Annotated in this window: 20 protein-coding genes and 1 pseudogene; 7 read left to right on the top strand and 14 right to left on the bottom strand. The window is 65.1% G+C overall.

The window, feature by feature from the left end; all coding sequences use genetic code 11:
• Positions 1–37: 37 nt before the first annotated feature.
• On the bottom strand, positions 38–214 hold the full coding sequence (locus ALTAJ2_RS18490) for a hypothetical protein (protein WP_239647696.1): 177 nt from the start codon (positions 212–214) through the stop codon (positions 38–40).
• 369 nt (positions 215–583) lie between these two features.
• Between ALTAJ2_RS18490 and ALTAJ2_RS04655 the strand changes: the two genes are divergently transcribed.
• The gene (locus ALTAJ2_RS04655; RefSeq protein ID WP_007108080.1) at positions 584–1,204 is read left to right on the top strand and encodes a TlpA family protein disulfide reductase; all 621 of its coding nucleotides are present in this window, start codon (positions 584–586) and stop codon (positions 1,202–1,204) included.
• Between the two features lie 77 nt (positions 1,205–1,281).
• Here the strand turns inward: ALTAJ2_RS04655 and ALTAJ2_RS20035 are convergent.
• A pseudogene (locus ALTAJ2_RS20035) lies at positions 1,282–5,403 on the bottom strand (DNA topoisomerase I); the annotation flags it as partial.
• A gap of 382 nt (positions 5,404–5,785) precedes the next feature.
• Here ALTAJ2_RS20035 and ALTAJ2_RS04645 point away from each other — a divergent pair.
• Positions 5,786–6,715 carry a sulfide-dependent adenosine diphosphate thiazole synthase gene (locus ALTAJ2_RS04645; protein WP_007108078.1) on the top strand — a complete coding sequence of 310 codons (930 nt, stop codon included), beginning with the start codon at positions 5,786–5,788 and terminating at the stop codon, positions 6,713–6,715.
• 912 nt (positions 6,716–7,627) lie between these two features.
• On the opposite strand, the gene secY is transcribed toward ALTAJ2_RS04645, so the two are convergent.
• The 6 genes from secY to rdfA all read right to left on the bottom strand — a co-directional run bounded on the left by secY (position 7,628) and on the right by rdfA (position 14,350).
• On the bottom strand, positions 7,628–9,091 hold the full coding sequence (secY, locus tag ALTAJ2_RS04640; RefSeq protein ID WP_007108077.1) for a preprotein translocase subunit SecY: 1,464 nt from the start codon (positions 9,089–9,091) through the stop codon (positions 7,628–7,630).
• Positions 9,092–9,303: 212 nt separating this feature from the next.
• Complete coding sequence (locus tag ALTAJ2_RS18485) at positions 9,304–9,990, bottom strand: hypothetical protein (RefSeq protein ID WP_007108076.1); 687 nt, start codon at positions 9,988–9,990, stop codon at positions 9,304–9,306.
• Between the two features lie 121 nt (positions 9,991–10,111).
• The gene (locus ALTAJ2_RS04630; protein WP_049899796.1) at positions 10,112–11,008 is read right to left on the bottom strand and encodes a DUF106 domain-containing protein; all 897 of its coding nucleotides are present in this window, start codon (positions 11,006–11,008) and stop codon (positions 10,112–10,114) included.
• Positions 11,009–11,440: 432 nt separating this feature from the next.
• On the bottom strand, positions 11,441–11,659 hold the full coding sequence (locus tag ALTAJ2_RS04620; protein ID WP_007108073.1) for a hypothetical protein: 219 nt from the start codon (positions 11,657–11,659) through the stop codon (positions 11,441–11,443).
• 154 nt (positions 11,660–11,813) lie between these two features.
• The gene (locus ALTAJ2_RS04615) at positions 11,814–13,595 is read right to left on the bottom strand and encodes an archaea-specific SMC-related protein (RefSeq protein ID WP_007108072.1); all 1,782 of its coding nucleotides are present in this window, start codon (positions 13,593–13,595) and stop codon (positions 11,814–11,816) included.
• The gene (rdfA, locus tag ALTAJ2_RS04610; RefSeq protein WP_007108071.1) at positions 13,592–14,350 is read right to left on the bottom strand and encodes a rod-determining factor RdfA; all 759 of its coding nucleotides are present in this window, start codon (positions 14,348–14,350) and stop codon (positions 13,592–13,594) included. The genes ALTAJ2_RS04615 and rdfA overlap by 4 nt, the downstream gene beginning before the upstream one ends.
• Before the next feature lie 613 nt (positions 14,351–14,963).
• On the opposite strand from rdfA, the gene ALTAJ2_RS04605 reads away from it, so the two are divergent.
• Together ALTAJ2_RS04605 and ALTAJ2_RS04600 are read left to right on the top strand one after the other, a co-directional pair.
• A complete protein-coding gene (locus ALTAJ2_RS04605) occupies positions 14,964–15,731 on the top strand; it encodes a DUF7001 family protein (RefSeq protein ID WP_007108070.1) in 768 nt (255 codons plus the stop codon).
• A 62-nt stretch (positions 15,732–15,793) separates the two neighbouring features.
• Positions 15,794–16,204: an acyl-CoA thioesterase gene (locus ALTAJ2_RS04600; RefSeq protein WP_050031430.1), complete on the top strand. Its 411-nt coding sequence runs from the start codon at positions 15,794–15,796 to the stop codon at positions 16,202–16,204.
• A gap of 27 nt (positions 16,205–16,231) precedes the next feature.
• Here the strand turns inward: ALTAJ2_RS04600 and ALTAJ2_RS04595 are convergent, their stop codons facing one another.
• The 5 genes from ALTAJ2_RS04595 to leuS form a co-directional block, all read right to left on the bottom strand.
• Positions 16,232–16,957 (bottom strand): class I SAM-dependent methyltransferase, encoded by a 726-nt coding sequence (locus ALTAJ2_RS04595; protein ID WP_007108068.1) that lies wholly within the window; start codon positions 16,955–16,957, stop codon positions 16,232–16,234.
• 15 nt (positions 16,958–16,972) lie between these two features.
• A complete protein-coding gene (locus ALTAJ2_RS04590; RefSeq protein ID WP_007108067.1) occupies positions 16,973–17,872 on the bottom strand; it encodes a thiamine-phosphate synthase family protein in 900 nt (299 codons plus the stop codon).
• A 135-nt stretch (positions 17,873–18,007) separates the two neighbouring features.
• Positions 18,008–18,613: a DUF420 domain-containing protein gene (locus ALTAJ2_RS04585; protein ID WP_007108066.1), complete on the bottom strand. Its 606-nt coding sequence runs from the start codon at positions 18,611–18,613 to the stop codon at positions 18,008–18,010.
• 158 nt (positions 18,614–18,771) lie between these two features.
• A complete protein-coding gene (locus tag ALTAJ2_RS04580; protein ID WP_007108065.1) occupies positions 18,772–19,065 on the bottom strand; it encodes a HalOD1 output domain-containing protein in 294 nt (97 codons plus the stop codon).
• A 118-nt stretch (positions 19,066–19,183) separates the two neighbouring features.
• The gene (gene leuS, locus ALTAJ2_RS04575; protein ID WP_007108064.1) at positions 19,184–21,946 is read right to left on the bottom strand and encodes a leucine--tRNA ligase; all 2,763 of its coding nucleotides are present in this window, start codon (positions 21,944–21,946) and stop codon (positions 19,184–19,186) included.
• 218 nt (positions 21,947–22,164) lie between these two features.
• Between leuS and ALTAJ2_RS04570 the strand changes: the two genes are divergently transcribed.
• Both ALTAJ2_RS04570 and ALTAJ2_RS04565 read left to right on the top strand, forming a co-directional pair.
• Positions 22,165–22,983, top strand: coding sequence for a hypothetical protein (locus ALTAJ2_RS04570; RefSeq protein WP_007108063.1), 819 nt, complete (start codon positions 22,165–22,167; stop codon positions 22,981–22,983).
• A gap of 117 nt (positions 22,984–23,100) precedes the next feature.
• Positions 23,101–24,087, top strand: a complete 987-nt coding sequence (locus ALTAJ2_RS04565) for an SDR family oxidoreductase (protein ID WP_007108062.1) — start codon at positions 23,101–23,103, stop codon at positions 24,085–24,087.
• A 39-nt stretch (positions 24,088–24,126) separates the two neighbouring features.
• Here the strand turns inward: ALTAJ2_RS04565 and ALTAJ2_RS04560 are convergent, their stop codons facing one another.
• Entirely contained in the window at positions 24,127–24,588 is a 462-nt protein-coding gene (locus ALTAJ2_RS04560; protein ID WP_007108061.1) for an SPW repeat protein, read from the bottom strand.
• 661 nt (positions 24,589–25,249) lie between these two features.
• Between ALTAJ2_RS04560 and ALTAJ2_RS04555 the strand changes: the two genes are divergently transcribed.
• Positions 25,250–26,191, top strand: coding sequence for an Ig-like domain-containing protein (locus ALTAJ2_RS04555; protein WP_007108060.1), 942 nt, complete (start codon positions 25,250–25,252; stop codon positions 26,189–26,191).
• Positions 26,192–26,263 lie beyond the last annotated feature (72 nt).

Below are 26,263 nucleotides of genomic sequence, written 5' to 3'. Positions count from 1 at the left end.
CGGCGCTGACCGCCGCCGGTTCGACGGCTCGTTCGGATCACTCCGACTCCGTCGTCGGTCTCGTCGTCCCCTCGAGCGCGCCGGGCGCGATCGAACACCCACAGGGCGTCGCGATCCGTTCGAACGGACCGCGCATCGTCACCTGTGAGACCGGGGTCCCACAACGGGGGCAGTCGGGAAGCGACGACCCGTCGTCGTCGGCCGAGTCGATCATCGATGCCACCCCGAGCCGATGGGACGGCGCGGGCGTTCGTGGACGTGGGTGCTCGAACACGGCCGTCGAATCGATCGAACTGTCAATATGACGGTACCATTCTGTTGCTGAAACTTATGTTTACTGGATGCTAGTTTAGGAAATAATTCTCGGCCTGTTCGGTTCCGGTCAGGGGTCCGCATCGACAGCCGCCGAGCGCGTCGGACCCGACCGCATCCCGTCGCTCGAGAGGCTGGTACCGGTTGTTCGACGCACGGACCAGTGATCTCTTTTCGTTCCGGATCGTGGGCTGACACGTAATGAGGTATCGGCCCCGATCCGAAACGCCCGAATGGAGTCCCCGTGTCCGATCCATGGAGGTGTGCCAAAATGAGACGGCGCGAACTACTCACCGGCATCGGTAGCGTCGGCGTTCTCACCGGTGGAGCCGGTGTCGTCCTCGGCGGGGTGCCGTCGCTCGAGGACGAACCCGCCGCCGAGCAGGCATCCGACGAGGAATCGGAATGGCCGCTCGAAATAGCGACGCTCGACGCTCGAGGGAGCGAGGCCGGGACGATAGTGGTCCCCAACGCCGGGATCACGGTCGCCGAGTTCTTCGTCACGGGTTGTGGCCACTGCCAGGCACAGATGCCGCGCCTCGCCGAGGCCCGGTCGCGACTCGTCGACGACTACGGCGAGGATCTCACGGTGGTTTCGGTCACCTACCAGTCGTCGGACTCGCTACCGGACGACGAACTCCGGACGTGGTGGCGAACCCACGACGGCAACTGGGCCGTCGCGCGCGATCCGGAATCGTCGCTGGCGGCACACTACGGTATCATCGGCTATCCGGTGACGGCCGTCATCGACGAAACGGGTGAGAAGCGCTGGGAGAAGCTCGGCGTCGAATCGAGCGACGCCATCGTGCAGGCGGTTGAGGCAGCCTTCGAGTCGTTCGACGAGAACAGCGGCACTGCCGGAACCGAGTCGAACGGCCCGACGACGGCCTGATCGGTCGTTTCGGCGCGACTCAGGCCCGAACGACGAGCGCTACGGGAATGCGACCGGGGATACTACGCTTTTGCCTGCCAACTCCGGATGCGATCGGCGCTGACTCCGTCGACGTCCTCAGCGACGGCCTCAGGGTCGGCGTCGGTCAGGTCTTCGAGGTCCTCGATCCCCGCGTCGGCGAGTTTCTCGACGGTCTTCGCGCCGACGCCATCGAGGGCCTCGAGATCGGATCCCGACTCGCTCTCGCGGGCCTGAAACTCCTGGTAGTTACAGATCGGACAGCCGAGTTCCCAGGGCTCGTCGCCGCTGTGGACGACGAGTTCGGGCAGGTCGTGTTCCTCGCAGCGCTCGTCGGTGACCTCGATCTCGCCGCGGCGGGGCAGGGGCAGCGAGTACTCGCAGTCGGGGTAGCGCGTACAGCCCACGAGGCGGGAGCCGCTCTCGAGGGTTTTGACCGCCAACTCGCCGCCTTCTCCGGCGGTTTCACCGCCGTCGTCTCGCGACGACTCCGTCGTCGCGCTGTCCTCCCCACAGTCCGGACAGTCGCCCAGCACCGGCCCCTCGCCGGCGTCTTCGGCCTTACAGAGCGGGCAGCCGTGGACGAACGTCTGCCGGCCCGCGAGCATCTTGACCTCGTGTAGGCCGTGCTCCGCACACTCCTCGTCGAGGATGAGCGGCTTGCCGGTCGACGGGAGCGGCAGCGTGTTCTCGCAGTCGGGGTAGCCGTCACAGCCGATGAAATAGGAGCCGTGGCGGCTCCGACGCACGAGCAGGTCCTCGCCACAGTCGGGACACGGTCCCAACCGCTTGTCGTCTTTGAGCGATTCCCGGAGGTGGTCGCCGATCTCCTCGCGGGAGTCCGCGAGGTTCGCGAAGATCTCCTCGAGCATCTCGCGGGATTCGTCGGTGACGTCGTCGAGCGTGGCCTCGCCGCTGGCGATGGCGTCCATGTCGGCCTCGAGTTGGGCGGTCATCTCCTCGCTGACGATCCGGTCGGCGTAGTTCTCGGCCGCGTCGACGACGGCCATCGCGAGCTTCGTCGGTCGCGGCGGATCGCTCTCGATGTACCCCCGATCGTACAGCTTCTCGAGGGTGTTGTGCCGGGTGGAGTTGTGAACGACCGTTCCGCTTTGTACGGCGAAGTTCGGTGCGTCCTCGTCTATCGTGAGATCGTACACGTAGCCGTCGTACTCGCGTTCCTCGACGTCGATCACCTCGGTGGCGGATGGATGGCCAAGCACAGCCGCGTAGATCGTGTCGTCGAATTCGGTGGCGGCGTATCGAATCGTCCGCAGCCCGTCGGTCGATCGATTACTTCCTTCGACGCGTTTTTCCAGGTAGCCGTCGTCGCGTAGCGATCGGACGTGTGCGTTCACGCGCCCTCGAGAGATCCCCAGTTGTGCTGCAAGTTCGTCGGACGTTTTCGGCTCGGTCGACGTACTCTCGAGTATTCGAGCCTTGTGTCGAGTCACGTCGTACTCCTGCAGTGCATCGAGACCGCGGTAGAACTTCTCGTCGGCGGCGATCGGAACGACGTCGAGGAACCGTTCGAGGTCCTCGCGGCCACGGACGTAGAGCTTGTGCTGGCTCGGGGCCAGCTTCGAGTCGATCCCGTGGCGGCGAAGCATCTCCCCTACCGCCTCGAGCAGTTCGTGATCGGTATTCGAAATGAAACATTTCTGGTCGCGAGAGATGTGGCCCTCGTCGTCGAACAGCGCGCCGATGAACGTCGGCTCGAGCGGTTCTGGAACGACCGGCCGTCCGTCTTCGCTCATTGACTCGAGGACGAACCGCAGCATTCGGCCCGCGGCTGACGGGAGATGTACCTGATACCGTGTCTTGTGATGGTCTTTCCGTCCGTCCTGCTCGACGATCGTCGGTTCGATCCCGAACAACGTCTGGACGTCGTTCGCAAACCGATCGATGAGATGGCGGTCAGTGTTGTGATACCGTACGTCGACGACGTTTTCGTCCTCGTCGACGTGTATCGATCCGTCACCCAGTAGACCGCCAACGACGCGAGCGAGCGTCGGACTCCAGCGTAGCGGGAACGGATTCTCGACGGTCCGATCGTAGTTCAGGCCGTGGAGTTCCGCCGGCCGGATCTCGAGTTCGCCGAGGATCCGGACCGGAACGTCGCGTTTACCGTTCTCGTAGTCGCTGATCGCCGGCCGATCCGCGTCGATTCGGTCGGCGAGATCGTACTGGGTCTCGTTTCGGGCCGACCGGTAGTCAGCGAGCCGGTCACCGCAGTCGACACCGTACAGTTTCGACGATTTGTCACACGATGTAGCGAACTCGGACCAGGTCGCAACGACGTCGTTCCCGTCATAGTCGACGGTGTTTGTGGGTCGTGTCGACAGCAGTCGGTCACTCGCAACGACGTCGGCAGCGGGGACGATCTCAAACCCGTCGTCCGTACGCAGATACATTGGGTGGTCGGACGTCACCGAGAGCGATCCGGTCTCGGTCGTGATCCGAAGAACGCCCTCGTCGTCTTTGAGCGGACGCTGGCTCACTAACGTTTGGTTCCGTTCGGTCACGCGCTCGGTTGCTTCGTCGACCGAGAGCGACGTCGGGCCCTGCTCATTGATCGCAATCTCGGTATCGCCGTCCGCCATCACGACTGCGCCGTCATCGAACACGTCGGACACTGGGACCCGAACGACATCGTCGTCACTATCTCGGTGAAGTATGTTGGTATCCGCTGTCAGGCATTTCGTTCCGATCCCCATCTCCTCCATCGTCTCGATGAGCCGCGACTGGCCGTAGCGACGGGGGGGCTGGGTCTGTTTGTCCTCGAGCTCGACGTCGGAGAGCGCCAGCTCCTCGCCCTCGTCGACGTCGGGGACGTAGTTCTCCGTCGTACTGAAGTACGGGTAGACGTCGTGGTAGCCGGGTTCGACGAGGCGTTTGCCGTTCGCCTTGAGCCGGTGGTCGTCGGCCTCGGCAACGACCTTGAGGTGTTCCCAGACCGCGGCGTCGGCGACGGTCGCGTAGAACCGACGGACGACGAGTTCGTAGACCTCCCACTCGTCGTCCGAGATATCTCCGCGGCTCGGGATCTCGCCGGTCGGGTGAATCGGCGGGTGGTCGGTCGTCTCCTCGTCACCCTCCGTCGGCGTGATTTCGTCGGCCTCGAGCAGCGACTCGGCGCTTTCGCCGAGCGACGGATGGTTGACGAACTCGTCTAAGAGGTCTTCGGGATCGAGGTCGTCGGGGTAGACGGTGTTATCGGTCCGTGGATAGGTGATGTAGCCGGCGGTGTAGAGGTCCTCGGCGATCGACATCGCCCGTTTGGCCGAGTAGCCGATGGCGCTCGCCGCGCGGATGAACTGGGTCGTGTTGAACGGCTCCGGCGGCGTGTCGGTGCGGGTCCGCCGGGTGACGTCGACGACGGTCGCAACGTCGTCGTCGGCGAGCGTCTCGTAGACCTCGTCGGCGACGGATTCTTCCCAGACGCGTTCGGCCTCGTTGTCGTCCTCGTCGCGGTAGAAGTACTGAGCCTCGAAGCTCGTCTCGTCCTTTCGAAGGTCCGCAAACAGCTCCCAGTACTCTTCGGGTTCGAAGGCCTGGATCTCGCGCTCGCGGTCGACGATCAGTTTGAGGGTCGGCGACTGTACCCGACCGACGGAGATGAAGTCGTCGCCGAGTTGGCCCGCGGACAGGGAGAGATAGCGGGTGAGCGCGGCTCCCCAGATGAGGTCGATGATCTGGCGGGCCTCGCCGGCGGCCGCGAGATCGAAGTCGAGTTCGTCGGGTTCGTCGAACGCGTTCTGGACCTCGTTTTCCGTGATCGAGGAGAACCGAACCCGGCGGATCGGCACGTCTTCATCGACGTTCCGGACGATATCGTAGGCCTCCTTGCCGATTAGTTCCCCCTCACGGTCGTAGTCCGTCGCGATCGTCACGCGCTGTGCCCGACGGGCGAGGAGTCGCAGCGTCGCAACGATGTTCTCCTTCGTCGCCGTCTTCTCGACGTCGGCGTCGATCAACTCGACCGGTTCGACATCCCGCCAGTCGGAGTACTCCGACGGGAAATCGACCCCGACGACGTGGCCCGACAGCCCAACACAGCGCTTGCCGCCCCACTCGTAGACGTTGACGCCGTTCTCGCGGCTCGAGTCGTAGGTCCCGCCGCTCAGGATGTCGGCGATCCGGCGAGCCGCGTTGTCCTTTTCCGTGATTATTAGCTCCACCGAGGGTCACCTCCTGCTTCGCGAGCGTCCGGCTGCCGTCGTCGCGGACGAGTGTCGGTCATCGTCGGTCGGTACGCTTGAGTCTCTGATAACGCTTTCGCCAAAACCGACCGACAGCGCGGGTGTGCGTGCGGTCGTGGGCTCGCGTGAGCGTGTGCGCGAGGACCCTGCGGATCCACCACCCCGAACCGGCGAGCCGAGACCGAGTCGACACGCGCGAACGGGACTCGAGAGAGAGAAGCACCCGAAGTCCGACGGAACGGGACTGCGAGGCCGAGATCATCCCCGAATGTGCGCTTGCGTGAGTCTTTCACGAAAGTTGCAGGAGTTCCGCTCGCGGCTGCGATAGGCTTTTCACTACCAAGTCATACCACCTAGTTGTATGAGCGAATTCGAGCAGTTCAGTCAGGTCGGCGAAGCCGACGTCACCCGCGCGATCGGACAGGAGTGGACCGAGGAGTTCATGGACTTTTCGGACTCCGACGTCATCATCGTCGGCGGCGGCCCCTCGGGGCTGACCGCGGCGAAGGAACTCTCCGAGCGTGGCGTCCAGGTAATGGTCGTCGAGAAGAACAACTACCTCGGGGGCGGCTTCTGGCTCGGCGGCTTCCTGATGAACAAGGTCACGGTGCGTGACCCCGCACAGCAGATCCTCGAGGATCTCGACGTGGACTTCAAGCAGTCCCAGGACAGCGAGGGCCTGTACGTCGCGAACGGTCCCGAGGCCTGTTCCGGGCTGATCAAAGCCGCCTGCGACGCCGGTGCGAAGATGCAGAATATGACCGAGTTCACCGATATCGTCATCCGAGAAGATCACCGCGTCGGTGGCATCGTCATGAACTGGACGCCGGTCCACGCCCTGCCGCGCGAGATTACCTGTGTCGACCCGATCGCGGTCGAGGCCGATCTGGTCATCGACGCGACCGGCCACGACGCGATGGCGGTCAAGAAACTCGACGAACGCGGCGTCCTCGATGCGCCCGGTATCGGCGACGCCGAGGAATCGGCGACGGGCATGGACAGCACTGACGACGACACCTACGGCGCACCCGGCCACGACTCGCCCGGCCACGACTCGATGTGGGTCGGCAAGTCCGAGGACGCCGTCGTCGAACACACCGGCCTTGTCCACGACGGCCTCATCGCCACCGGGATGGCCACCGCGACGACCTACGGCCTGCCGCGCATGGGACCGACCTTCGGTGCGATGCTCGTCTCCGGGAAACGGGCCGCCCAGGAGGCACTGGACGAACTCGAGGTCGATGCCGACCCGGTCGAACTGACTTCGCGTGCGGCCCCCGCCGACGACTGAGCGGCGACCAGTTCGGACGTGTGGCTCCCGTCCGAATCGAACGCCGCGAGACGCGCGACGTGGCTCGCCGCGGAGAGCAACACGAGAGGGGGCGATGGGAAGCGGAACCGTGCCGTTAGTTTCGCGGCCGATCGACCGGGTGGGGTGTGAGCGGTTCGCCGTGTTTCCCTCGAGACCGCGTGTCCGAGTTCGCTATCGTAGCAACTGAAACGATTTACACACTGATCGCGACGCCGTCGTGCGATCAGGTGGACAATGACGTGTGAAAAAGAAACGCTATAGCTGTTGTCGAGATCTCTTTCCGAACTTAGCGAGTCGACTACTCGCTTACACACACTACTACTCTCAGGGACATATTTGGCGATAAATAGATCATCGGACGATCCGTCTCCGGATTCGTGAAGCGGCGTTACGGCCCGATGCGAACCGGAAATCGGTTCACGTCGCGATCGACCGGATCGTGGTCCGGTTCGACGGTGGTCGGGGGTGTCTCCGCGCCGTCGTCGCATGAGTTGACAAGTGACTCCCCGAAATCCGATCCGAACAGCCGTGACTAGCCGTTCTGCACGGACTACCACGGGACGGATCGTGTCTCCGAGGCCGTGCTGTCCAGCGGCTCGGTGCGATAAATCACCGACCGACGCCAGTCAACGCGTGGCTCCGATTCCGGGGGACGAACGACATGTATAGCTGATCGGTTGATGATATATGGTTGAAATGGTATTTACAAAAACTAGTCTTTCTCAGTCTACTTTTCCGAGCTGCGGAGAGAAACCTTCAATTAGTTTTTCGAGCCGGTCGGGATCGCAGTCTCGACCGAGATGTGAGTGTCGAGCCGCCTCGGTTCACCGAACGGGACGACCTCCGGACGAACACGGTGTGGACTGCGAACCGACTCGAGCGCTCGACGGGTCAACCGAAGAGTTGGCGCATCATCGGATGCATCTCCATGAGTTGCTCCTCGGCGATTTCCTCGTAGAGTTTGTACGTGATACTGACCGTGAGCAGCAGTGACGTCCCCGAAATCCCGCCGATGGTGCCGAGCATATTCGCGAGCACGGCCAGGATACCGACGAGCAGGCCGCCGAGGACGGCGACCTGCGGAATGTACCGCTCCATGACTCGCTCGATGACGCCGACGTTCTGCCGGAAGCCGGGAATCTGCATTCCGGAGTTGTCGATCTGGCGAGCCGTCGATTCGGGCCCCATATCGGCGGTTTCGACCCAGAAGACCGAAAACACGATCCCGCCGCCGAGCATGAACACGAGGTCGATCGCCACACGGAGGACGACCTGCCAGGGATGTTGTGTCACGCTGCCGGTCCACCACATCCACTGCCGGGGGGTGTGGATCGGGTTCAAATAGTAAAACAGCCCGCCGACGGGGCTCCCGTTCGCGTACACACCGAGCCACGTAGGGAGGGTGTCACCGAACTGTCGGTACAGAATGCGTCCGAGAAACTGGATGTTCCCCTGCAGCGCGCGGACGAAAATCAGCGGGAGGACGCTCGCATAGATGAGTTTGACCGGGAACCGTCCGCGAGCACCCTTGACTCGAGCATGCGAGAGCGGAATCTCGACGCGAACGCTCTCGGCGTAGACGACGATCGCGAAGATCAGCAGCGTCGTCAGGAGCGGAACGATATTGCCGACGCCGAACAGCAGCGACTGGAGACCCGCTTCGGTAAGCGGGGAGCCGACTTGAATGTCACCGAGCAGGATTTCGACCCAGGCGGTCAAGACGCCGGGTTTCTGACCGGTGAGTCCGGGGATCGAGAGCAACCCGCCGATGAGTTTCTGACTCACGCCGGCGACGATAAAGAGTCCGACACCGCTCCCGACGCCCCACTTGCTGATGACTTCGTCCATGAGCAGGATCAGGACGCCGCCGACGAATATCTGGGCGAATATGAGCCACTTGACGACGCTCCGTGGGACGCTCAGCGCGTGAGCGATGCTCGGGTCGACCGGTAAGAACCCGCCCGCGAACACCATCGGGAGGCCAGTCAGGCAGATCATAACGACCACGAGGAGCTTCTGTAGCCCTTGATAGAGCACCTGATCGCGCGGATCGTCGGTATCGAGCCCCAATAGGTTCGCGCCGCCCAACAGCTGTAAGACGATACTCGCGGTCACTATCGGGCCGATCCCGAGCTGGAGGATCGTCCCCTGTCCACCCGCCAAAATCGATCGGAACTGGCCGAAAATATCGCTTCCTTGATCAGCACCGAAGAGGTAGACGTTGGACAGGAAGAAATACAGGACGAGCGTGCCGGCCGTCCAGGCGAGTTTCCGACGGAACGGGACGTGTCCCTCGGGTCGGCGGACGGTCGGCATGCGAACGAGGATCGGTTCGGCTGCGTCTTTCCAACTCATCGGTACCACGTCGGCGTCGAATGTGGTCGACAACGATACCGGCGGCCGATAAGAACGGGAGTGTCAGTATGGTATCTCATACGCGTCTCTGGAGTTGATACTCATGCCGTCACCGGGCGAATCCGCGTCGAGGCGAGCGTTTCGACTCGATACGAACCGCTGGCTGCCGACTGAGTGCTCGTATTCGGCTTGAGCGAGAGACGATAAAAATACTAGTGATTCTCACCCGGCAGCGGCTCGTCCGGCGGTACCGCATCGATCACCCGCATCGGACACCGACGTCCGAACCGATCGAAGGCCGCGATCGAGTCGCCGTCCCACGGGGGCACGGCGACGAAGACGATCCCGTGGAGATCGTCGCGTTTCGTAAGCCGAAGCTCCGAGAGCGGATGGGTAACGAATCGACCGTGCGTTCGTGTCGGTGGGATCTGCAGCTCCATTCCGAAGACGGTACTGACGGAGTTACGGCCTTTGGGCAGATAGAAATGCGTGAATACGGGCATCGATTCGGGGATGTCCGCGCGACTCGAGATCCGACTGGCGGGCGTCACGGCCAGTCCGATCGAAAGCGATTCCGGTTCGGCGCGGCGAGCCGTCTCGAGCAGTGTCTCGAGGAGCGGCCGCGTGATGTACACCGGCTGCCGCTCATCCGTCGGCGAGACCGGCTGCGATGAGAGCGCTGCCGAAACGCCCGTCCGATCACTGGCAACCGCGCCGAGCCCGGCGACGACGCCGAGGAGCTCGAGGTCTAGATCGATCGCGATCCCCGGACCGGACACCGGCACGCTCGAGACGAGATCCATCGTTCTCCCGACGAGGCCGACCGCACATAGGCAGACGCCGATCGAGAACGCTGCACTCGAGAGCCGAGAGTCGAAGTCGAGGCTCACACGCGACATGGGTGAGCGAAGTCGTCGGTCGAAGGTAGTGCGTCCCGTTCGTCGTGTCGCTGGACCCGTGTCGACGGATGTCGTGAACGCCGGGGTTCCGACCGGCGTTGTAACAATGACTTAGCCATTGTTACGAGGACGGGGATGCCGGCTGGATGGCGAGCGTTTTCCGAATGAGCTGCCGGGACGCCATCGAGCACAGGAAGTACCAGACGATCCACGTCGCCATCGGACCGACGAGGGGGTCTTGCCACGAGACAGCGCCGGCAAGCGGCACGACGAGGCCGGTCTCGCCAGCCCCGAGGTGTCCGCCACGGACCTTCCAACGGAGCCAGAGGAACACCGGAATCGTCAGCAGCATGATCCAAACCATCGGGCGGAACTGGAGTTTGAACATGCCCAGTTGATCGCCGGCGGCCGCCATCTGTTCTTCCCGAATCCGTTCGAGCGCTTCTTCGTCGCCCCGTTCTTTGGCAGCTTTTTGCCGCTCTTGCAGGTCGCTCATCCGCTTTTGATACGCCTGCAACTTTTCGGTGTTCGTGAGGCGCGCCTGTAGAACGGTCGAATAGAGGCCGGTACCGATCGCGAGGAGGATGATGACCGCGTAAAACGGGAGTACGTCGGTGATCGGTGCGAGAACGAGATCATCGATCGACGCGATCGTATTCCGAATCCCCGTGTTCCAGTAGCCCATAAAGAAGGCAAGCGCCGTCAGCCCGACCGCCTTGTCGTACCAGGCCCACGGCTCGGCTTCGATCTCGTCCTCGTCTTCGTCCGGTCCCGAATCCCGTTCGTGTTCCTCGAGTTCCCGCTGAATGCGGTTCGGATCGGCGAGCGCGAACCCACTGCTCCCCTCCACGAGCGTTCCGTTTCGGATCAGCCGTCCCCATTGATCACTCGACAGCGCGTCTCTTACGTCGGCCCACTGCAACTCTTTGCGTCCACTGTCGCTCCGTTCGAACACGACTGCGATGGCGTCACGCATCGCTGGCTCCTCGAGAAGCGACGCTAATTGCGGTTCTGGCATGGCCGTACGTGGACCTTATCTCAGAGAATTATCAACGCTTCCCATCGTCGGCGACCGAGAACCGAAGCGACTGCGGGACGGACCCCCAGTGAGATACGCGCGATCGAACGCGCGAGCCAGCAACGACACTGCGCGTTCGCTGGGACCGATTCGCGAGCAGGACTGCGGGATCGGAACCGAAGACCGTCGGCCGGTGACGGTTCGCGGTTCGGCACTGCCGGGAACCGTTCACCGAACCGACGGACTGAGATGGATCTATAACAATCACTAAGTCATTGTCAAACGGGATCGGGCTGGACCGGTGGTACCGCTCCGAACGGAGCGCGTCGGTCCGCAGGACGCGACACGACGTGTCGGTCCGACTCGTTCCAGCCGCGAACGAGGGGGCGAGACCTGTACGTTCGCCTCGCGAGTCGCAGCGGACCCCGGGGGTCAAATATCGATCTCGATGGTTTCGGTTCCGTTACAGTCCGGACACGTTAACCGATAGCAGATGTGGCCGGACCTGGGTTCCGTCTCGACGTGTGTCTGCCACTCGCTATCGAGGACGGTGTCTTCGAAGCCACAGTCGTGACACGTCTGTCGCTTGTGTTCCAAACTCTTCGTAAACGCCTCGATTCCCTTCTGGTGGTGCTCGGTGAATTCACTCATCACGTAATAATATCACCTCGACTCATTTAACCGTATCTAAAATTATAAGATAGTATACTGGAACGTCTGGCCGGACTCTCCTGCCCGCACCAGTCCACGGGAAGCGCATTCGTGGCGGATCCGGCAGCCTGCCCGCGGAAGCGGCGGACCTGACTCAGGGCGCTGTCTCGGCGTCGTGGGAGACGACCTGCCAGTCGGCCGGCGACAGTTCGTGACCGTCGAACCCCTCGTGTTCTGGATACGCCGTGAGGACGAGATACTCGGCTCGGTCCCGCAGATAGTCGACCAACGTTCGGAGGTTGTCGCTTGCCAGTCCACCGAGACCGTCGAGGAGCAACACCGGAACGCGCTCGTCGACATCGAACGCGTCGTGGCCAGCGACCGCTGCGACAAGTCCCAGTACCTCCCGTTCGCCCTCGCTGAGCGCGTCCAATCGCGCCTCGCGGCCGTCCCGGGCGACGACGAGATCGAACCCGCTCGTGAGCCGGGCCGTCTCGAATCCCGTGTCGAATCGCTCCAGGAGATCCTCGAGCGCGGTCGAAAACGCCTCGCGAGTCCGCCGTTTGATCTCCGCCTTGCGACCCCTGAGTTCGGAGATCTCCGCCGTCAGCGACGCGTACTCGTCGTCGAGCGTCGACAACTGGTCCGCCTGCGCCTCGGCGTCCTCGAGGTCCGCACGAACCTCCTCCAACTCCGTTTCGGTGTATTTGATCTCGCTTTCCAGTTCCAGCACTCGCTCTTCGGTCGCACCCACCGCTTCGGCGAGTGTCTCGATACGCGACGCCAGTTCCGACCGCCGTTCCCGAGCGCTTTCCAGACTCTCTTCGGTCTCCGCCAGTCGCGATTCGAGAGCGCCGATACGATCGGTGAGCTCCGTCTCACGCCGTCGAGCCTCCCGGATCTCGTCGCGTTTCGCTTCGAGCGTCGCGACTCGCTCTCGGTACTCGTCGGCCTGCGAATCGAGTTCGCCGATCCGCTCGTCGAGAGCCGCCAACTGCGCCTCGATCTCGTCGCGTGTGGCGTCCTCGCCGCAGAGCCAGCACGTCACTGTATCCGCGAGCACGTCGTGGGAAACGTCGGTCAACAGTTCGGTGCGACCCTCGTCGAGTACGCGCTTGTTCGCCTCGTAGACCGACTGCAGCAGTTCGACATCCCGCTCTACGTCACGGCGCTCCTCGTGGAGCGTCTCGAGTTCGCGTTCGATGTCCTCGCTCGACGGAACCGAGAGCCCCTCGAGTTCGGCTCGCTTCTCCGCCAGCGTCTCGCGGACGCGCTCGGCAGTCGTCTCGAGGCGGTCGATACGGGAGTCGACGCGATCGCGTTCCACGCGCAACTCGCTCAACCGGTCTCGAGAGTCCGTGTCACCGCCGGTCTCGTCGTCGAGATCGGCTCGCTGGGCGTGCAGTTCGTCGAGCGTCGACTCGAGATCCGTCACTCGGGACCGGAGCTGTGGCAGTCGGTCGGCGGCGTCCGCCGCTCGATCGCGTTCCGTCTCGACCCGTTCTCGCTCCGCTTTCAGGTCGGCGATCCGTTCGTCGATGTTTTCGAAATCCAGCGGCCGCGTGAGGAGGTGTTCGATAGTCTCGCCGTTTCGAACGGCCCGTCGGATCTCGTTGGTTTCGTCGAGCGATGCGAACAGTGTCGCGCACACCCGATCGTATTCGTCGTGGAGATACGGGGTTCCCGTCCGGGAGACCGACCCGTCCGTCCGCTCGAGGGTAACGGCGATATCGTCGTCGGCCGTGGTGACGGTGACCCGACCGGTCGCCTGTCCCTCGGTAAGCGGCGTCGCAGTGCCGAGCGCCGTTTCGATGCTCGCGAGAAAGCTCGATTTCCCCTGCCAGTTGGACGCCCGGACGACGTTTACGCCCGGTTCGATGCGTGCCTCTCCCTGCCGAATACCGGCGATGTTCTCGATGGAGAACTCCCACGTCATAACGGGATGGCAGCGGTCGCGACCGCCTCGACGAGGTACGGGTCTTCGAGAATGGCCGTCTGAATCCCCTCGAGAAGTCCGTACGGAACCGCGAGGAGGGACAACGCGTTCCGCCCCTGCTCTCGCACCGACTCGTCCGATTCGGCGTCGAAGTGCGTCTCACAGACGTACCCGCGTTCGACCGCGTCCGCGAACGGGACCCGGACCGAACACTCCGGACAACTCAGTTTGACCTGCACGTCGACGTCCGCTCGCTCTCCGTTCCGGAGACGGCCCTTCGAGGCGAGCGACGACAGTACCGACTGGGCCTTTTCAGTGGCCCGTTCGCGAGCCATCCGGACGGTGTCCGTCTCCCAGTCCGTCTCCGCCGATTGCGTCTCCTTTTCAGCCTCGAGACAGTCCTTCAGGTGGTGACGCATCGTGCTCCAGGAGGGGAGTTCGCTATCGATCTCGTCGATATCGAGTCCATCCGTTGCGAGATCGGCCGCGAGTTCGTCGCGGTGGAGCGTTTCCTCGCCCGTGATGAGTTCGTATTCGCGGTCCAGATGGACGGTGACGGTATCTCGGTCGTGCTCCTCGTAGAGCCGTTTCAGGAGCCGTTTGTTGAACCACTCCGTGAGGGCTTTGTATCCGTCGGCGGACCGGCCGTCCGAACCGGTCCAGCGCGCCACCAGATACTCGTCGACGGAATCGTACTCCGGGACGGGGACGGTCAGAGAGTGGCGTTCGATAAGGGTATCGACCTTACATCCCATCGTTGTGGTCTGCTCGAAAGCAGGGCCCGACCGCTAATAAACGTGATTACTACACGCCCGGACCGCCCGGAAACGGGGCAACCGCGCTGACGGCGTCGCCCCCGGGAGTTTCGTCGGCCAGTCCCGCGCAGCCACGGTACTTTGCTTGTGAACCGCGCTCTGTAGTTAGTAGTATGACGTAACACTTAGAGAGGTATTTTTGTAAAAATATGGTTTCGGAAAAAGTGATCGGAATCGGGATACCAGCAACCAATACGTCGGTCATGGTCGTCCTCCGGCGATCGTCTTCGTCCAACCTTCGACGCTCTCAAGTCGTCGGACTGGGTTCGATGGAAGCGGTCTCAGCCGAACTCCTCTCGTCTCGGCACACGAATCTCCGAACGCAACTGAGTGACTAATTTCTTACTATATAGTAGAACAATACGATTATTTATGAATGGCTTCTCCGGGTGGGCGGCCGGAATCGGTTGCGACACACCCGTCTCGATTCAGCCGTCAGTACACGGAGCGGCCCGCCATTCGCGTCGCTCGAGGCGACACCTCCCGTCCCGCTGTCGACCGGTCGACCGATTCAACCGCAACTGTTTCACCGAGTGGTACCACTAGTTAGTACATGGTCGAACGCCTCATCTGCTATCGGTCACCCTCGACGACGGCCGCGGTCGACGACATCGCCGCCTGGTTGCGGGCGCGGCTCGACGCGACCGTGGCCGTCCGCGATCGGTTCCTCGACGTCCACCGCACGGACGACCTCGCCGAGCGGTTCGCCGAGGCGCGAGTCCCATCCCCCTACGAGCGCGAGACGGGAAACACGATGCTCGGGACGATCCGGTACGAGGAGCGGGCGCTCGAGACCCCCGAGCGCGAGGGCGGGGTTCTCTACGACGGCGTCCAGGTACAGCGCGCGCTCAACGCCGCGCTCCCCGCCGACGAGCGCGGACTCGAGACGCTGCACGTCGCGATTCTCGACCGCGCCATCGGGACGTGGGGCGATCACGACGGGCGCTGGCACAAGCGCGTGACCGTCCCCGGCCAACCCGCGCTGGTGTCGGTTCCGGGGCTCTACGAGGCTCCCGCCAAGCCCGAGGCCTACTATACGGAAAAACAGCGCCACGCCCTCCGCTCCGGGGACGCACCGCCGCGGGAAGTCCTCGAAAATCGGGTCGACGGCGACTTCCTGGTCGCCGACGATCCGCGGACCACCGAGGCCCTGAAGGGGTACGTGCTGCAGGCGTTTCACTACCTCGAGACCGGCGAGGCGTTCTGCGACCGGGAGGGCTGTCGGCTCTTTAACGCCCACCGACAGCCGGACCTGATCGACGCGCAACTTCGTGACCCCGCGTTCTGTGCCGCCCACGCCGACCTGTACGGCCGGTCCTGAATCGGTGCCGGGATGACGAACCGGTGCGTACTTTTGTGCGAATCCGCGAGCGACAACACACAATGAGTAACGAGTTCACTCACGAGGTCCCCGTTCGCTTTCGGGACCTGGATCCGCTGGATCACGTCAACCACGCCGTCTATGCGAGCTATCTCGAGGCGGCCCGGACCGCCTACATCGAAGAGGTGCTGGGCGTACCCGAGGAGGAGATCGCTTTCGTGGTCGCGACGCTCGAAATCGCCTACGAGCGACCGATCACGTACGACGACGAGCCGGTCGTGGCCCTCGCTGTCGCCGAACTCGGCGACTCGAGTTGTACCATGGAGTACGAGATTCGCGTCGACGGCGCGGTCGCCGCGACGGCCGAGACGACGATCGTCCACGTCGATCACGAGACCGACCAGCCGACGCCGATCCCACCGGCCATCCGCCGACGGCTGCGCGAGTACGGCGACGCCGAAGCCCCCGCGTAATCGTCGCCGGGCGACATCGATCCCGACTCACGGCCGGGAATCGATCGGTCGCGCCGGCAGTCTCCCGCCGGTAAGCCGGACGACCTCGAACACGTGGGTCTCGTCCGCGACGGCGACCGCGCGCTCGCGGAGACGGGCGTGTGCGGCACCGATCTTTTCGTCGAGCCGACGATGCGGCTCGCTCTCGTAGCGGAGTTTCGTCGTCGGCGGCGTCGAGAGGACGACGATCGCCCGGAAAACGGCGTTGACCGGCGGGGCGTACCACTCCCCGCTTCTGGCAGCGTTGGCGAGGACGACGGTCCCGTCGGCCCCGACGAGGTCACACCAGTCGTCGACCGCGTCCGCCGGCTCCGCGAGCATGCCGACGACGAACGTCGCGAGGACGGCGTCGATATCCCCGGCGACCGTGTCCAGTACGCCGGCTCCGTCACGCCCGCCACCGATCGGTGGCTGCGTCGCGTCCCCCTGCAGGACGTGGACGTTATCGTACGCCGCCGTAGCCGCACGCGCCCGCTCGAGTACGGGTCGCGTGATGTCGAGTCCGATCACGGTCCCCTCGGGTCCGACCCGCTCGCGGAGGACCGGAAGGTTCGCGCCCGTTCCACAGCCCATCTCGACGACCGTGTCGCCGGGCTCGAGGCGGCAGGCGGCGGCCGCCCGATCTCGGAGGCGGGCGATACCCGGCGTTCGTCGTGCGATCAGATCGTAGAGGCGCGCCCAGCGACCGTAGAACTCCCGTGCTGACTCCGTCATTGGCTATTGTGCCGTTCAGACGAGCGACCGGAGCGTGTCCGCGACCGACTCCGCATCCGGGCCGAGAACGTAGATCAGTGGTTCGATCCCCATGCCGCCGGTCTGATAGAGCACCGTCGCCTCGGGTTCGTCCTCGATCGCCGCGCCGACGCTCGAGGCGACGTCGCCGGATTCGTCGAACTCGGCGGCGACGTGGCCCTGCTCGGTCAGGTCGTCGATCAGGCCCGGCTCGTACGTGACGTTGATCGCCGCCGAGACGTCCGCACCGTGGCGGCGAGCGGCCAACAGCACTCGCGCGACGTGCTCCGAGACGCCGAACTCGGGATCCGCGGGGACCGTTACGCGACCTTTCACGTCGAAGATCCGACCGGGGACGCCCGCGATGTCGTCGACGTCCTCCGCGTCGGGCGTACAGGCGACCAGGTTCGAGCCGACCGCGGGGATCAGGCTCGTAAACCCGCTTGCGGTCTCGAGCATGCCCAGGCCTCGCCGCAGCGACGAGAGCACCCGCTCGCTGGTCCGCAGGTCGCTTTCGGGGTCGTGGACGCGGAAACTCGCGCCGTGATCGGCGAGTTCCGGCACGGCCTCCTCGTGGAGTTGGGCGAGCAGGTCCCCGCCGGACTCGAGATCGCGGATCAGGACCTCGATCTCGATAAGCGCTTGCACGGGCGAGATCTCGCCGGCCGCCAGTCCGGTGCCGAGTTCGTCGACGAGATCCAGCACCCGGTCGTCCGCGGCGATGCGGTCGTTGACCGTCACGTCGCCGTGGGCGTACTTCGAGACGGCGCTCTGGCTGATGCCGAGCACGTCGGCGACCTCGCTTTGCGTGAAGCCTCGCTCTCGGAGATCACCGGCGAGCAGCGAGCGGACGGTCGGAAGGAACTCGTCTACGACGATTTCTTCGACGAATTGCATTCGTTGCCCGACGGTACGGCGGGCGACGGGATAACTTGTGGGTCCCGCCTCGAGCGGATCAACGGCGGGACGGCTCGCTCTCGCGGGCGATCGTATCGAAACGGGCGCGACGCGGATACGGCGATCTGCGACGCGTTAGACGGCGACGGGGGCGATCATCGACGCGAACTCGTAGGCGAAGACGTGGTTGAGCAGGACGTAGGTGACGACGCCGAGGAAGAGACTCAGAATCCACGCGCCGGCGGCGATGCGGCCCACGCTGGCGTGTGGCGTCTCACGGAGTTCCGCGGGCGTGTGACTCAGCCCGAGGATCAGGGCATAGAGGACGACCGGGACCGAGACGATCGAGAGGATGATATGGATCGCCAGCATGACGAGATACGGGTAGTAGGCCAGATCGGGGCCGACGAACTCCTTGGTCCCGCCGCCGCCGACCTTGAGCAGGTAGACGACCAGAAAGCCGAGGATCAACACGAACCCGCTGACCATCGCCAGCCGGTGTTTCTCGACGTCGCCGGCGCGGATCCAGTACCAGCCGAGCAGCAAGACGACCGTCGCGGTCGTGTTGATGACCGCGATCACGTGAGACAGCAGATTGACCTGTGCGTTCGTCAGGTCGGGATAGATCGGAACGTCAAGCAGAAACGTCCCGAGCACCAGCGCGTACCCGACGATCGTCAGGAGGATCGTTGCACCCACCGGCTGCTTCCGGAGTCGCCGTTTGGCGTCAGCGGTTGCCATTAGCGGACGTTAGGAACACCGCCGTATCATGCTTGCTGTTCCGGGTGCGATCCGATGGCGGCCACTCCGGAACGTGATCGTGTCTAGTCGATCCCCAGAGGCGTTCGCCGCAGGAGAAACGGATCGCGAGCAATCACTCCCATCCGTCGAGGGGAACGTCAGTCGGCCGAGTCAGCCGGTTCGCCGAGCGTTACCCGTCCGTCCTGATCGACGGTGACGTCGTAGCTACAGAAGGAAAACGAGACCGTTCCCCCGGGCCTGCTCGCGCCGTTGGACCGGTCCGCGAAGAGCGCATCCAGTGCCGCCGGATCGACGACGGCGTGGAGGGATTGGTAGTCCGGTGGCGAAATCGCCGCCGGCGAAACGCCTTCCGCCTCGGCGACCGCTTCGATCACTGCTTGGCTCGGTGCTCGTTTGGACGACGAGCCGACGCTACCGCCACCCTCCACCATCGTGTTTGGGTCTTTCGAAGCCGGCTGAATAAAACTGTCCTTCCCGAGTTTGTGGAACCGCTCGAGCGGACCGCCTCCGCGCCGCCGAGTAGCGGCACATCGACCCGGTCGGCGACCCCTACCGGATTCGAATCGCGGGTTTGCCGGGGCGGGCTTTGGCGGCCTGCGCGTCGTCGCCGGTGGCCCGTCGAACGCTGACGGCCGCATCGAACTCGTCGGTGACGAGCCAGGACGCGCGGTCGAGGATCGCCAGTTCGTGATCCGCGCTTCGCCCCTCCTCGCCGTCCCTGCCGTCGCGTCCGACGAGTTCGCCCGCGAACGCCGCGACGCGAGAGGGATCGGGGGCGGCGGCCGACTCGTCCGCGAGAACCGCGTCGACGATCGCGTCGACGGGGTCGGACCCGTCGTCCCCGCTGTCGGTCCGGCTCGCCAACTCGGCGGCCCGGTATTTCCAGTCGGGGGCGACGACCAGTTCGATCCGTTCGGGGTCGTCGATGTCGGCGACGTCGACGATGTCTCGAACGTCTTCGAGCGTACGATCGACCAGTCGACGCTCGAGCCGATACTGCGAGGCGTCGTGATCGGGTTCGGGCCAGTCGGCCTCGACGGCGAGCCCGTCCCCGCGGAGTTTGTTCCAGAGTTCCTCGCCGAGATGGGGGGCCATCGGGGCGATCAGCGCGGCCAGGGTCAGCAGCCCGCGCCGGTAGACGTCGCCGTGCGGGCGGTCGTACTCGCGGTAGCGTCGGAGCAGACGCGCCAGTTCCCGGATCTCGGTTGCGGCACGGTGGAACCGGTACCGGTCGTACTCCTCCGTGACCGCGGCGATGGTTCGGTCGATCTCCCGGGCGACGTACTCGTCGTGGTCCCGTCGCTCGACGCGGGCGTCGCCCTCCTCGACGAAAGCGGTCGCCATCCGGTAGAGGGTCTGCTGGAGATCGTAGGCCCCGCGGACGTTGTTGGCGGTCCACTCGAAGTCCTGTTCGGGATGCGCCGCCGAGAGCACGAACAGCCGCGTCGTCTCCGCGCCGTACTCCTCGGGGGTGACGACGTTCCCCTTCGAACTGGACATCTTCTCGCCGTCGTACAGCACCGTCCCCTGGCTCACGAGTTCGCGGATCGGCTCCCGGCGCTCGAGCAGGTCGAGATCGGCCAGCGCCTTCGTGAAGAAGCGAGTGTACAGCAGATGGAGGCTGGCGTGCTCGTCGCCGCCGACGTAGAGGTCGATCGGCAGCCAGTCGTTTGCGACCTCGGTTTCGAACGGCGCGTCCGCGAGAGCCGGCGAGAGGAACCGCAGGTAGTACCACGAGGAATCGACGAACGTGTCCATCGTGTCCGTTTCGCGCCGGGCGGGCCCACCACAGTCCGGACAGGTCGTCTCGGTCCACTCCTCGGCCGCGTCCAGCGGATTCCCCGTGGTCCGGACGAACGCCGGGAGCTCGACCGGGAGGTTCTCGTCCGACACCGGAACGCGTCCGCACTCGTCACAGTGGACCATCGGGATCGGCGTTCCCCAGTAGCGCTGGCGGGAGATCAGCCAGTCCCGGAGCCGATAGGTGACGTCGTCCGCGAGCGCGTCGTGGCCCGCGACGATCCGCTTGCCGGCCACCTCGCTCTCGAGGCCGTCGTACTCGCCGCTGTGCTCGAGGACGCCCGCGCCGGTGTACGGGCTGCCTTCGACCGTTTCGGTCCCGCTACCGCCGTTGTCGTCCGCGTCGGGAACGATCACGCGCTCGATCGGCAGGTCGTGCTCGCGCGCAAACGAGTGGTCGCGCTCGTTGTGGCCGGGAACGCCCATTACGGCACCGGTACCGACGTCTTCGAGGACGTAGCCGGCGACGTAGACCGGGAGTTCCGCGCCGGTCAGCGGGTGGACCGCGGTGGCGTCGGTCTCGACGCCGGAAAACCCGACCCGGTCGGGGTCCTGCTCGCGCACGGTCGTGATGTAGTCGGCGACGGCGTCGTCGTCCTCGGCCAGGGCTCGAGCGAGGTCGTGCCCCGGCGACACGGCGAGATAGGTCGCGCCGTAGATCGTCTCCGGGCGGGTGCTGAACACGTCGACGGTTCGGTCGTCGTCACCGTCGCCGCTCCCGCCAGCGCCGCTGTACCCGGCCACGTCGAACGTGATCCGTGCCCCTTCCTGCCGGCCGATCCAGTTGCGCTGGATCTCGCGGACGCCCTCGGGCCAGCCCTCGAGATCGTCGAGTCCCTCGTGGAGTTCCGCGGCGTAGTCGGTGATCGTGAAGAACCACTGATCGAGTTCCCGTCGCCCGACCGGGGTCTTACACCGCCAGCAGACGCGATCGCCGCGGCCGCTCGCGGCGTCGCCGGCTCCCTGATCCGCGGACTCGCTGCGCTCGTCCTCGCGATCGACGACCTGGGCGTCGGCCAGCACCGTCTCGCAGTCGGGACACCAGTTGACCGTCGCCGCCTCGTACTCGACGAGCCCTGCCTCGTAGAGGCGCTTGAACAGCCACTGATTCCACCGGTAGTACTCGGGCTCACAGGTGGTAATCTCCCGTGACCAGTCGTAGCCAAAGCCCATCGTCTCGAGTTCCTCGCGCATGCGCCGGATACACGCCTGGGTCCAGGATTCGGGGTCGGTCCCGCGGTCGAACGCCGCGTTTTCGGCGGGGAGGCCGAACGCATCCCAGCCCATCGGGTGGAGGACGTCGTCGCCCCGCATGCGACGATAGCGCGAGTAGGCGTCGGTGATCGCGTAGTTGCGGACGTGCCCCATGTGGAGCGTGCCCGACGTGTAGGGAAACATGCCGAGGACGTAGGTCGGGTCCGTGGCGTCGGCATCGAGCGCGTAGACATCGTCGCGCTCCCAGACGTATTGCCAAAACTCCTGTACCTGTGCGTGATCGTAATGAGTCGTCATTGTCGGCGGTGTCCGTTGTTCCCACTGGACGGGCCGGCTATATCATTGTTCGGCCGCCCGCGGCGGCTTCGTCCCGCGTCGCGACCGACACCGTTCCTCGAGCCCGAAGCGAGCCGATACGAACGGAAGGGGACGCGTATCAACCGGCACCCGTCGGTTCGATCCGCTGTGGGCCGAGAGTAACAAAGCGGGCGGGTCGTCTACGGTCGAGCCGTCGAATGTCACGCCTTCGAGACGACATCCCATCGGCGTTCGCGCTGCTGGTGCCCGTCGTGGCCGTCCTGCTCACGTTCGGCGTCCTGACGGTGGTCGTCGCCCCCGATCTGCGGGCGGACGAGACGAATTCGTCCGCCGCTGCAGTGGAGAGCGACGACGCGTCGGCCGCCGAGTCAACCGCGCCGACCGCCGACCGCGACGACGCGGCTGCTCCCGAAACCGAGCCCGACTCGAGCCCGGACGGGGACGACAGCAGTACGACGGAACCGCCAGCCGACCCGGTGCCGCCGACCGAGTCCGACCCGTCGGTCGACGACTCCGACGGAGACGACGCCCCGTCGGACGATGCCGCTCGACCGTCGCCGGACGGTCCCGCCGAGCCGGCCGAACCGACCGACCCGGACGAACCCGCTGCGCCTGACGAACCAACCGGACCGGACGGCCCAGACGAACCCGTTGCTCCTGATGACTCAACCGACCCGGACGACTCACCCGACCCGGACGACTCACCCGACCCGGACGACTCACCCGACCCGGACGACGACTTCGGCGGCGGTTTCGAGCGAGCGCTCGAGGACGGCGGGCTGATCGACGATCCGGACGACTCGGCGGCGAGCGACCGCGACCCGTCGGCGGACGACGAGCGGGAGCCGTCGACCGGCATCGAACGGGGGTCGCCGGAAGACGACGACCTCGAACTCCCGGACGTGCCGCGGGGATCGCCGGACGGCATCGAACGCGGATCACCGGATGCCATCGAACGAGGGCCGCCGGAAGGTCCGCGAAGCCCGTCAGATCCCGTCGCTCCGTTCGAAGACTGACGGTACCGTTCCCCCGCTCGGGGATCGCCGACCGCTCTCGGAGCCATCGGTAGCTGTGACAGTCCTCGAGGCCGATATCTGGGGACTGCCTTCTACGAGGCCATCGTAGAACGGCACATGGCGACGACCGCACTCGTGACCGGCTGTTCGTCCGGCATCGGCTACGAAACGGCGCGCGCACTGCTCGCGGCGGGGTGGCGGGTCTATGCGACCGCCCGTGATCGCGATCGGGACGGCCTCGAGCGACTGGCCGACCGCGGGGCCGACATCGCAGCCCTGGATCTGACCGCCCCCGACGATATCGACCGCGTCGTCGAGCGCGTCCGCGACGAGGCCGGCGGCGTCGAGTGCCTCGTCAACAACGCCGGCTACGGACAGTTCGGTCCGGTCGAAGACGTGCCCACGAGGCTGCTCGAGCGCCAGTTCGCCGTCCACTGCTTCGGGCCGCACCGACTGATTCGGGCGGTGCTTCCGGGGATGCGCGAACGCGGCAGTGGTCGCATTATCACCGTCACCAGCGCCGCGGATCGGCTCGCGCTCGCCGGGATCGGTGCCTATACCGCCTCGAAGTGGGCGATGGCGAGTCTGAGCGACGCGCTGCGACAGGAGCTGACCGGCTCCGGGATCGACGTCGTCGTCGTGCAACCGGGCATCGTGCGGACGCCGTTCTACGACCGCGCCGTGACAGCGGTCGACGACGCGGCCGCGACCGCCCGACCAGCCTCAGGCCCTGTCGACGGCGCAGAGACGACGGAGACGGACCGGCACGGGTCGAACAGGAACGTGACCGTTGTCAGCCCCACGGGGTACGCCGATCTCTACCGCATCCTCCGGCGGCTCCGCGCCGTCGAAAGCGGCGGTCCGTTCATCAACGATCCCGATCGGGTCGCCGCGACGATTCGGGAGGCCGCGACCGTTCCGAACCCCGACACGCACTATCGCGTCGGCCCGGTTCCCGCACTCGGCTCGCTATACGGCACGCTTGTTCCGGGCGCGATACGGGATCGGCTCACCGCGATCGGGATTCGACTGGCCGCGAGCGAGCCCGTTCTCGACCTGCTCGAGCGGCGCGCGGCGGACGCACCGCCCGAGCGATACCCCTGATCGCGGCGGACGGCGACGAAAAAAGCCGTGTCCGAGTCGTTATCGCGTTCCGGCGGCCGTTCCGCGAGGGACGCCGCGGCCGGCGGCGTAGGCGATGTACGCCGACAGCGCCGCGGCGATGAGTCCCGAGACGATGTTGCTCCAGGCCAGGCCCGCACTGGCGACCTCGAGACCGCCGATCGCGACCTGCCCCCCGATCGCGAAGTGGGAGACGACCATCCACAGCGCGAGCAGGGCGACGAGCGACATCACGCCGGTACTGGTCGGGTGGGCGGTGATGATCCGGTAGTAGTTGTACCCCGCCAGCAGGAAGATCGCGCCCCCGACCAGCAGGTTGTTCCACAGCATGGACTGTGCCGGGCCGTAGACGAACGGTGACGCGGCCAGCCACAGGCCGATCAGCGAGACGACGCCGCTCAGCCACTTCTGGCTGTCCGGCTCCCCCTGGTCGCGGGCGTGCGATTCGCCGGCCGCCGGGTCGTTTGTCGTGGATTCGCTCATGGCACTCTCAACCGGGACTCCCACAGGAACACTGAAAAAGCGCGCCGACTGTTCACGCTCCACGCTCGAAATCCGTCCGGAGATTACGCGTTCGGCGGTCGGTCAACGAGCCGTGAGAGCGGCCAAAACCGCCGTTACGACTCGCCAATCGGCGACTTGCGCTCCCCCGCCGGACTGGGTAATACGATATTACTGCTCGCGCGATCGCACAGCCGAGTTCTAGTGGTGGTATCGCTCCCACAGTCCGCCGTCGCAGACGGTTTTCGGTAGTGAAACGGTTTTATCGTCCGTATAGTGAACCGCCGAACCGGGGAAGCGTCGCGTAATGAATTCACTCGGACGTGACCGATCGAACTCCCGGGCGACTGGACGCTGTCGGCAGGTGATCCGCCAGCACCCCTCGGCACGGGGTCCGACCCGAGGCTCGTCGGACGACCCGGCAGCCACACCAGCAGCGTCCGGGACCGAACGTATCGCGACCGGCGCCCGCTCGAGCGCTGGCCGACCGACAGCGGACGTGTCCGATGGGGAGCGGAACGCGGCGATCGCGGACGGAGACGGGACGGCGCGCACGTAACAACCGATCACGATTCACAATTGCTCACGTATGCGTCGAAATGTCAAACGACAGCGAACGGAGACCAGATCGATTCGGAGCAGCGTGCAGATTCTGCTCACCGTCAGTGGGATCGTGTTCCTGCTGGCCGGGTTAGTGCTCGCTGCGAGCGGGGCGTCCGTCAGTAGCGCCGTCGGATCGGTCACTGACCGATTCGACGATTCGGATCAGCCGGCCGACGATGGCGTCGAGTCGTCGGATGACAGCGCTGCGGACGCCGGCAGCGGGAACGAAACCGACGAGACCAGCGGCGAGAACGACGAGAGCGGGGATGGAACCGCTACTGACGGCGGAGATGACAACGATGGCGGCAACGAGAGCACCGCCGACGGCGGGGGGAGCACCGACAGCGACGACGGCGAAACGGACGAGGATCGCAGCGACGGCGATACCGATGGCAGCGAGACGGACGGCGATAGCGACGGCACCAGCGGCGACGGCGATGACGGACCGCACACGTTGACCGTGACCGTGGAAGATCGGGACGGGAACCCGGTCGACGGGGCCACCGTCAGTCACAACGCGACCGTCGACGATGGCCAAACGACCGGCGGCAACGGCGAGGCCACGTGGGAGGTCGAGAACGGCACCTACGCCGTGTCCGCGAACGCGGACGGCTATCTGTCCGCGGAAGACAGCGTCGCGATCGACGGCGGCAACGCGTCGCTCACGCTGCCGCTCGAGGAGGAACGCGACGGCTCGGGCACTGCCGACTCGAGCGACGACGGGAGTACGGTGACGTTCGTCGTGGCAGACGGGACCGGCGAACCGCTCGACAACGCGACCGTTGCGCTCGAGCGGGAACCGCTGAGTCTGCAGGGGAAAGAGCGGAAGACCGTCGATCGGAACAGCGAGGTCGACTTCGAGCGCGAGGACGGCGAGTACACGTTTACCGTGATCGTAGACGGGACCGAGTCGGACGAGCGGACCGTCGACGTCGATGGCGACACGAGACGGCGCGTGACAGCGGAGACGACCGACGGTTAGGGACGCGTCGGTCGCCGTTCGCTGCTCGTTAGTAGCGATCTCGGAACGTTGATCGGTCCGTCGGCGTCACCG

Origin of the sequence: Natrinema altunense, from assembly GCF_000731985.1 — an archaeon.
In the GTDB taxonomy this organism is placed as follows: Archaea; Halobacteriota; Halobacteria; order Halobacteriales; family Natrialbaceae; genus Natrinema; species Natrinema altunense.
The sequence above is the reverse complement of the archived record's forward strand: the minus strand, read 5'-3'. Positions and strand labels throughout refer to the sequence as shown.

Excerpts from the sequence above, each read along its gene's own strand:
- ALTAJ2_RS04565 (WP_007108062.1), top strand. The coding sequence starts at position 23,101 with ATGGCGACGACCGCACTCGTGACCGGCTGTTCGTCCGGCATCGGCTAC.
- ALTAJ2_RS04655 (WP_007108080.1), top strand. The coding sequence starts at position 584 with ATGAGACGGCGCGAACTACTCACCGGCATCGGTAGCGTCGGCGTTCTC.
- ALTAJ2_RS04615 (WP_007108072.1), bottom strand. The coding sequence starts at position 13,595 with ATGACGTGGGAGTTCTCCATCGAGAACATCGCCGGTATTCGGCAGGGA.
- ALTAJ2_RS04560 (WP_007108061.1), bottom strand. The coding sequence starts at position 24,588 with ATGAGCGAATCCACGACAAACGACCCGGCGGCCGGCGAATCGCACGCC.
- leuS (WP_007108064.1), bottom strand. The coding sequence starts at position 21,946 with ATGACGACTCATTACGATCACGCACAGGTACAGGAGTTTTGGCAATAC.
- ALTAJ2_RS04605 (WP_007108070.1), top strand. The coding sequence starts at position 14,964 with ATGGTCGAACGCCTCATCTGCTATCGGTCACCCTCGACGACGGCCGCG.
- ALTAJ2_RS04600 (WP_050031430.1), top strand. The coding sequence starts at position 15,794 with ATGAGTAACGAGTTCACTCACGAGGTCCCCGTTCGCTTTCGGGACCTG.
- ALTAJ2_RS04590 (WP_007108067.1), bottom strand. The coding sequence starts at position 17,872 with ATGCAATTCGTCGAAGAAATCGTCGTAGACGAGTTCCTTCCGACCGTC.
- secY (WP_007108077.1), bottom strand. The coding sequence starts at position 9,091 with ATGAGTTGGAAAGACGCAGCCGAACCGATCCTCGTTCGCATGCCGACC.
- ALTAJ2_RS04630 (WP_049899796.1), bottom strand. The coding sequence starts at position 11,008 with ATGCCAGAACCGCAATTAGCGTCGCTTCTCGAGGAGCCAGCGATGCGT.
- ALTAJ2_RS04570 (WP_007108063.1), top strand. The coding sequence starts at position 22,165 with ATGTCACGCCTTCGAGACGACATCCCATCGGCGTTCGCGCTGCTGGTG.
- ALTAJ2_RS04645 (WP_007108078.1), top strand. The coding sequence starts at position 5,786 with ATGAGCGAATTCGAGCAGTTCAGTCAGGTCGGCGAAGCCGACGTCACC.
- ALTAJ2_RS18490 (WP_239647696.1), bottom strand. The coding sequence starts at position 214 with ATGATCGACTCGGCCGACGACGACGGGTCGTCGCTTCCCGACTGCCCC.
- ALTAJ2_RS04585 (WP_007108066.1), bottom strand. The coding sequence starts at position 18,613 with ATGGCAACCGCTGACGCCAAACGGCGACTCCGGAAGCAGCCGGTGGGT.
- ALTAJ2_RS04620 (WP_007108073.1), bottom strand. The coding sequence starts at position 11,659 with ATGAGTGAATTCACCGAGCACCACCAGAAGGGAATCGAGGCGTTTACG.
- ALTAJ2_RS04580 (WP_007108065.1), bottom strand. The coding sequence starts at position 19,065 with ATGGTGGAGGGTGGCGGTAGCGTCGGCTCGTCGTCCAAACGAGCACCG.
- rdfA (WP_007108071.1), bottom strand. The coding sequence starts at position 14,350 with ATGGGATGTAAGGTCGATACCCTTATCGAACGCCACTCTCTGACCGTC.
- ALTAJ2_RS04595 (WP_007108068.1), bottom strand. The coding sequence starts at position 16,957 with ATGACGGAGTCAGCACGGGAGTTCTACGGTCGCTGGGCGCGCCTCTAC.
- ALTAJ2_RS18485 (WP_007108076.1), bottom strand. The coding sequence starts at position 9,990 with ATGTCGCGTGTGAGCCTCGACTTCGACTCTCGGCTCTCGAGTGCAGCG.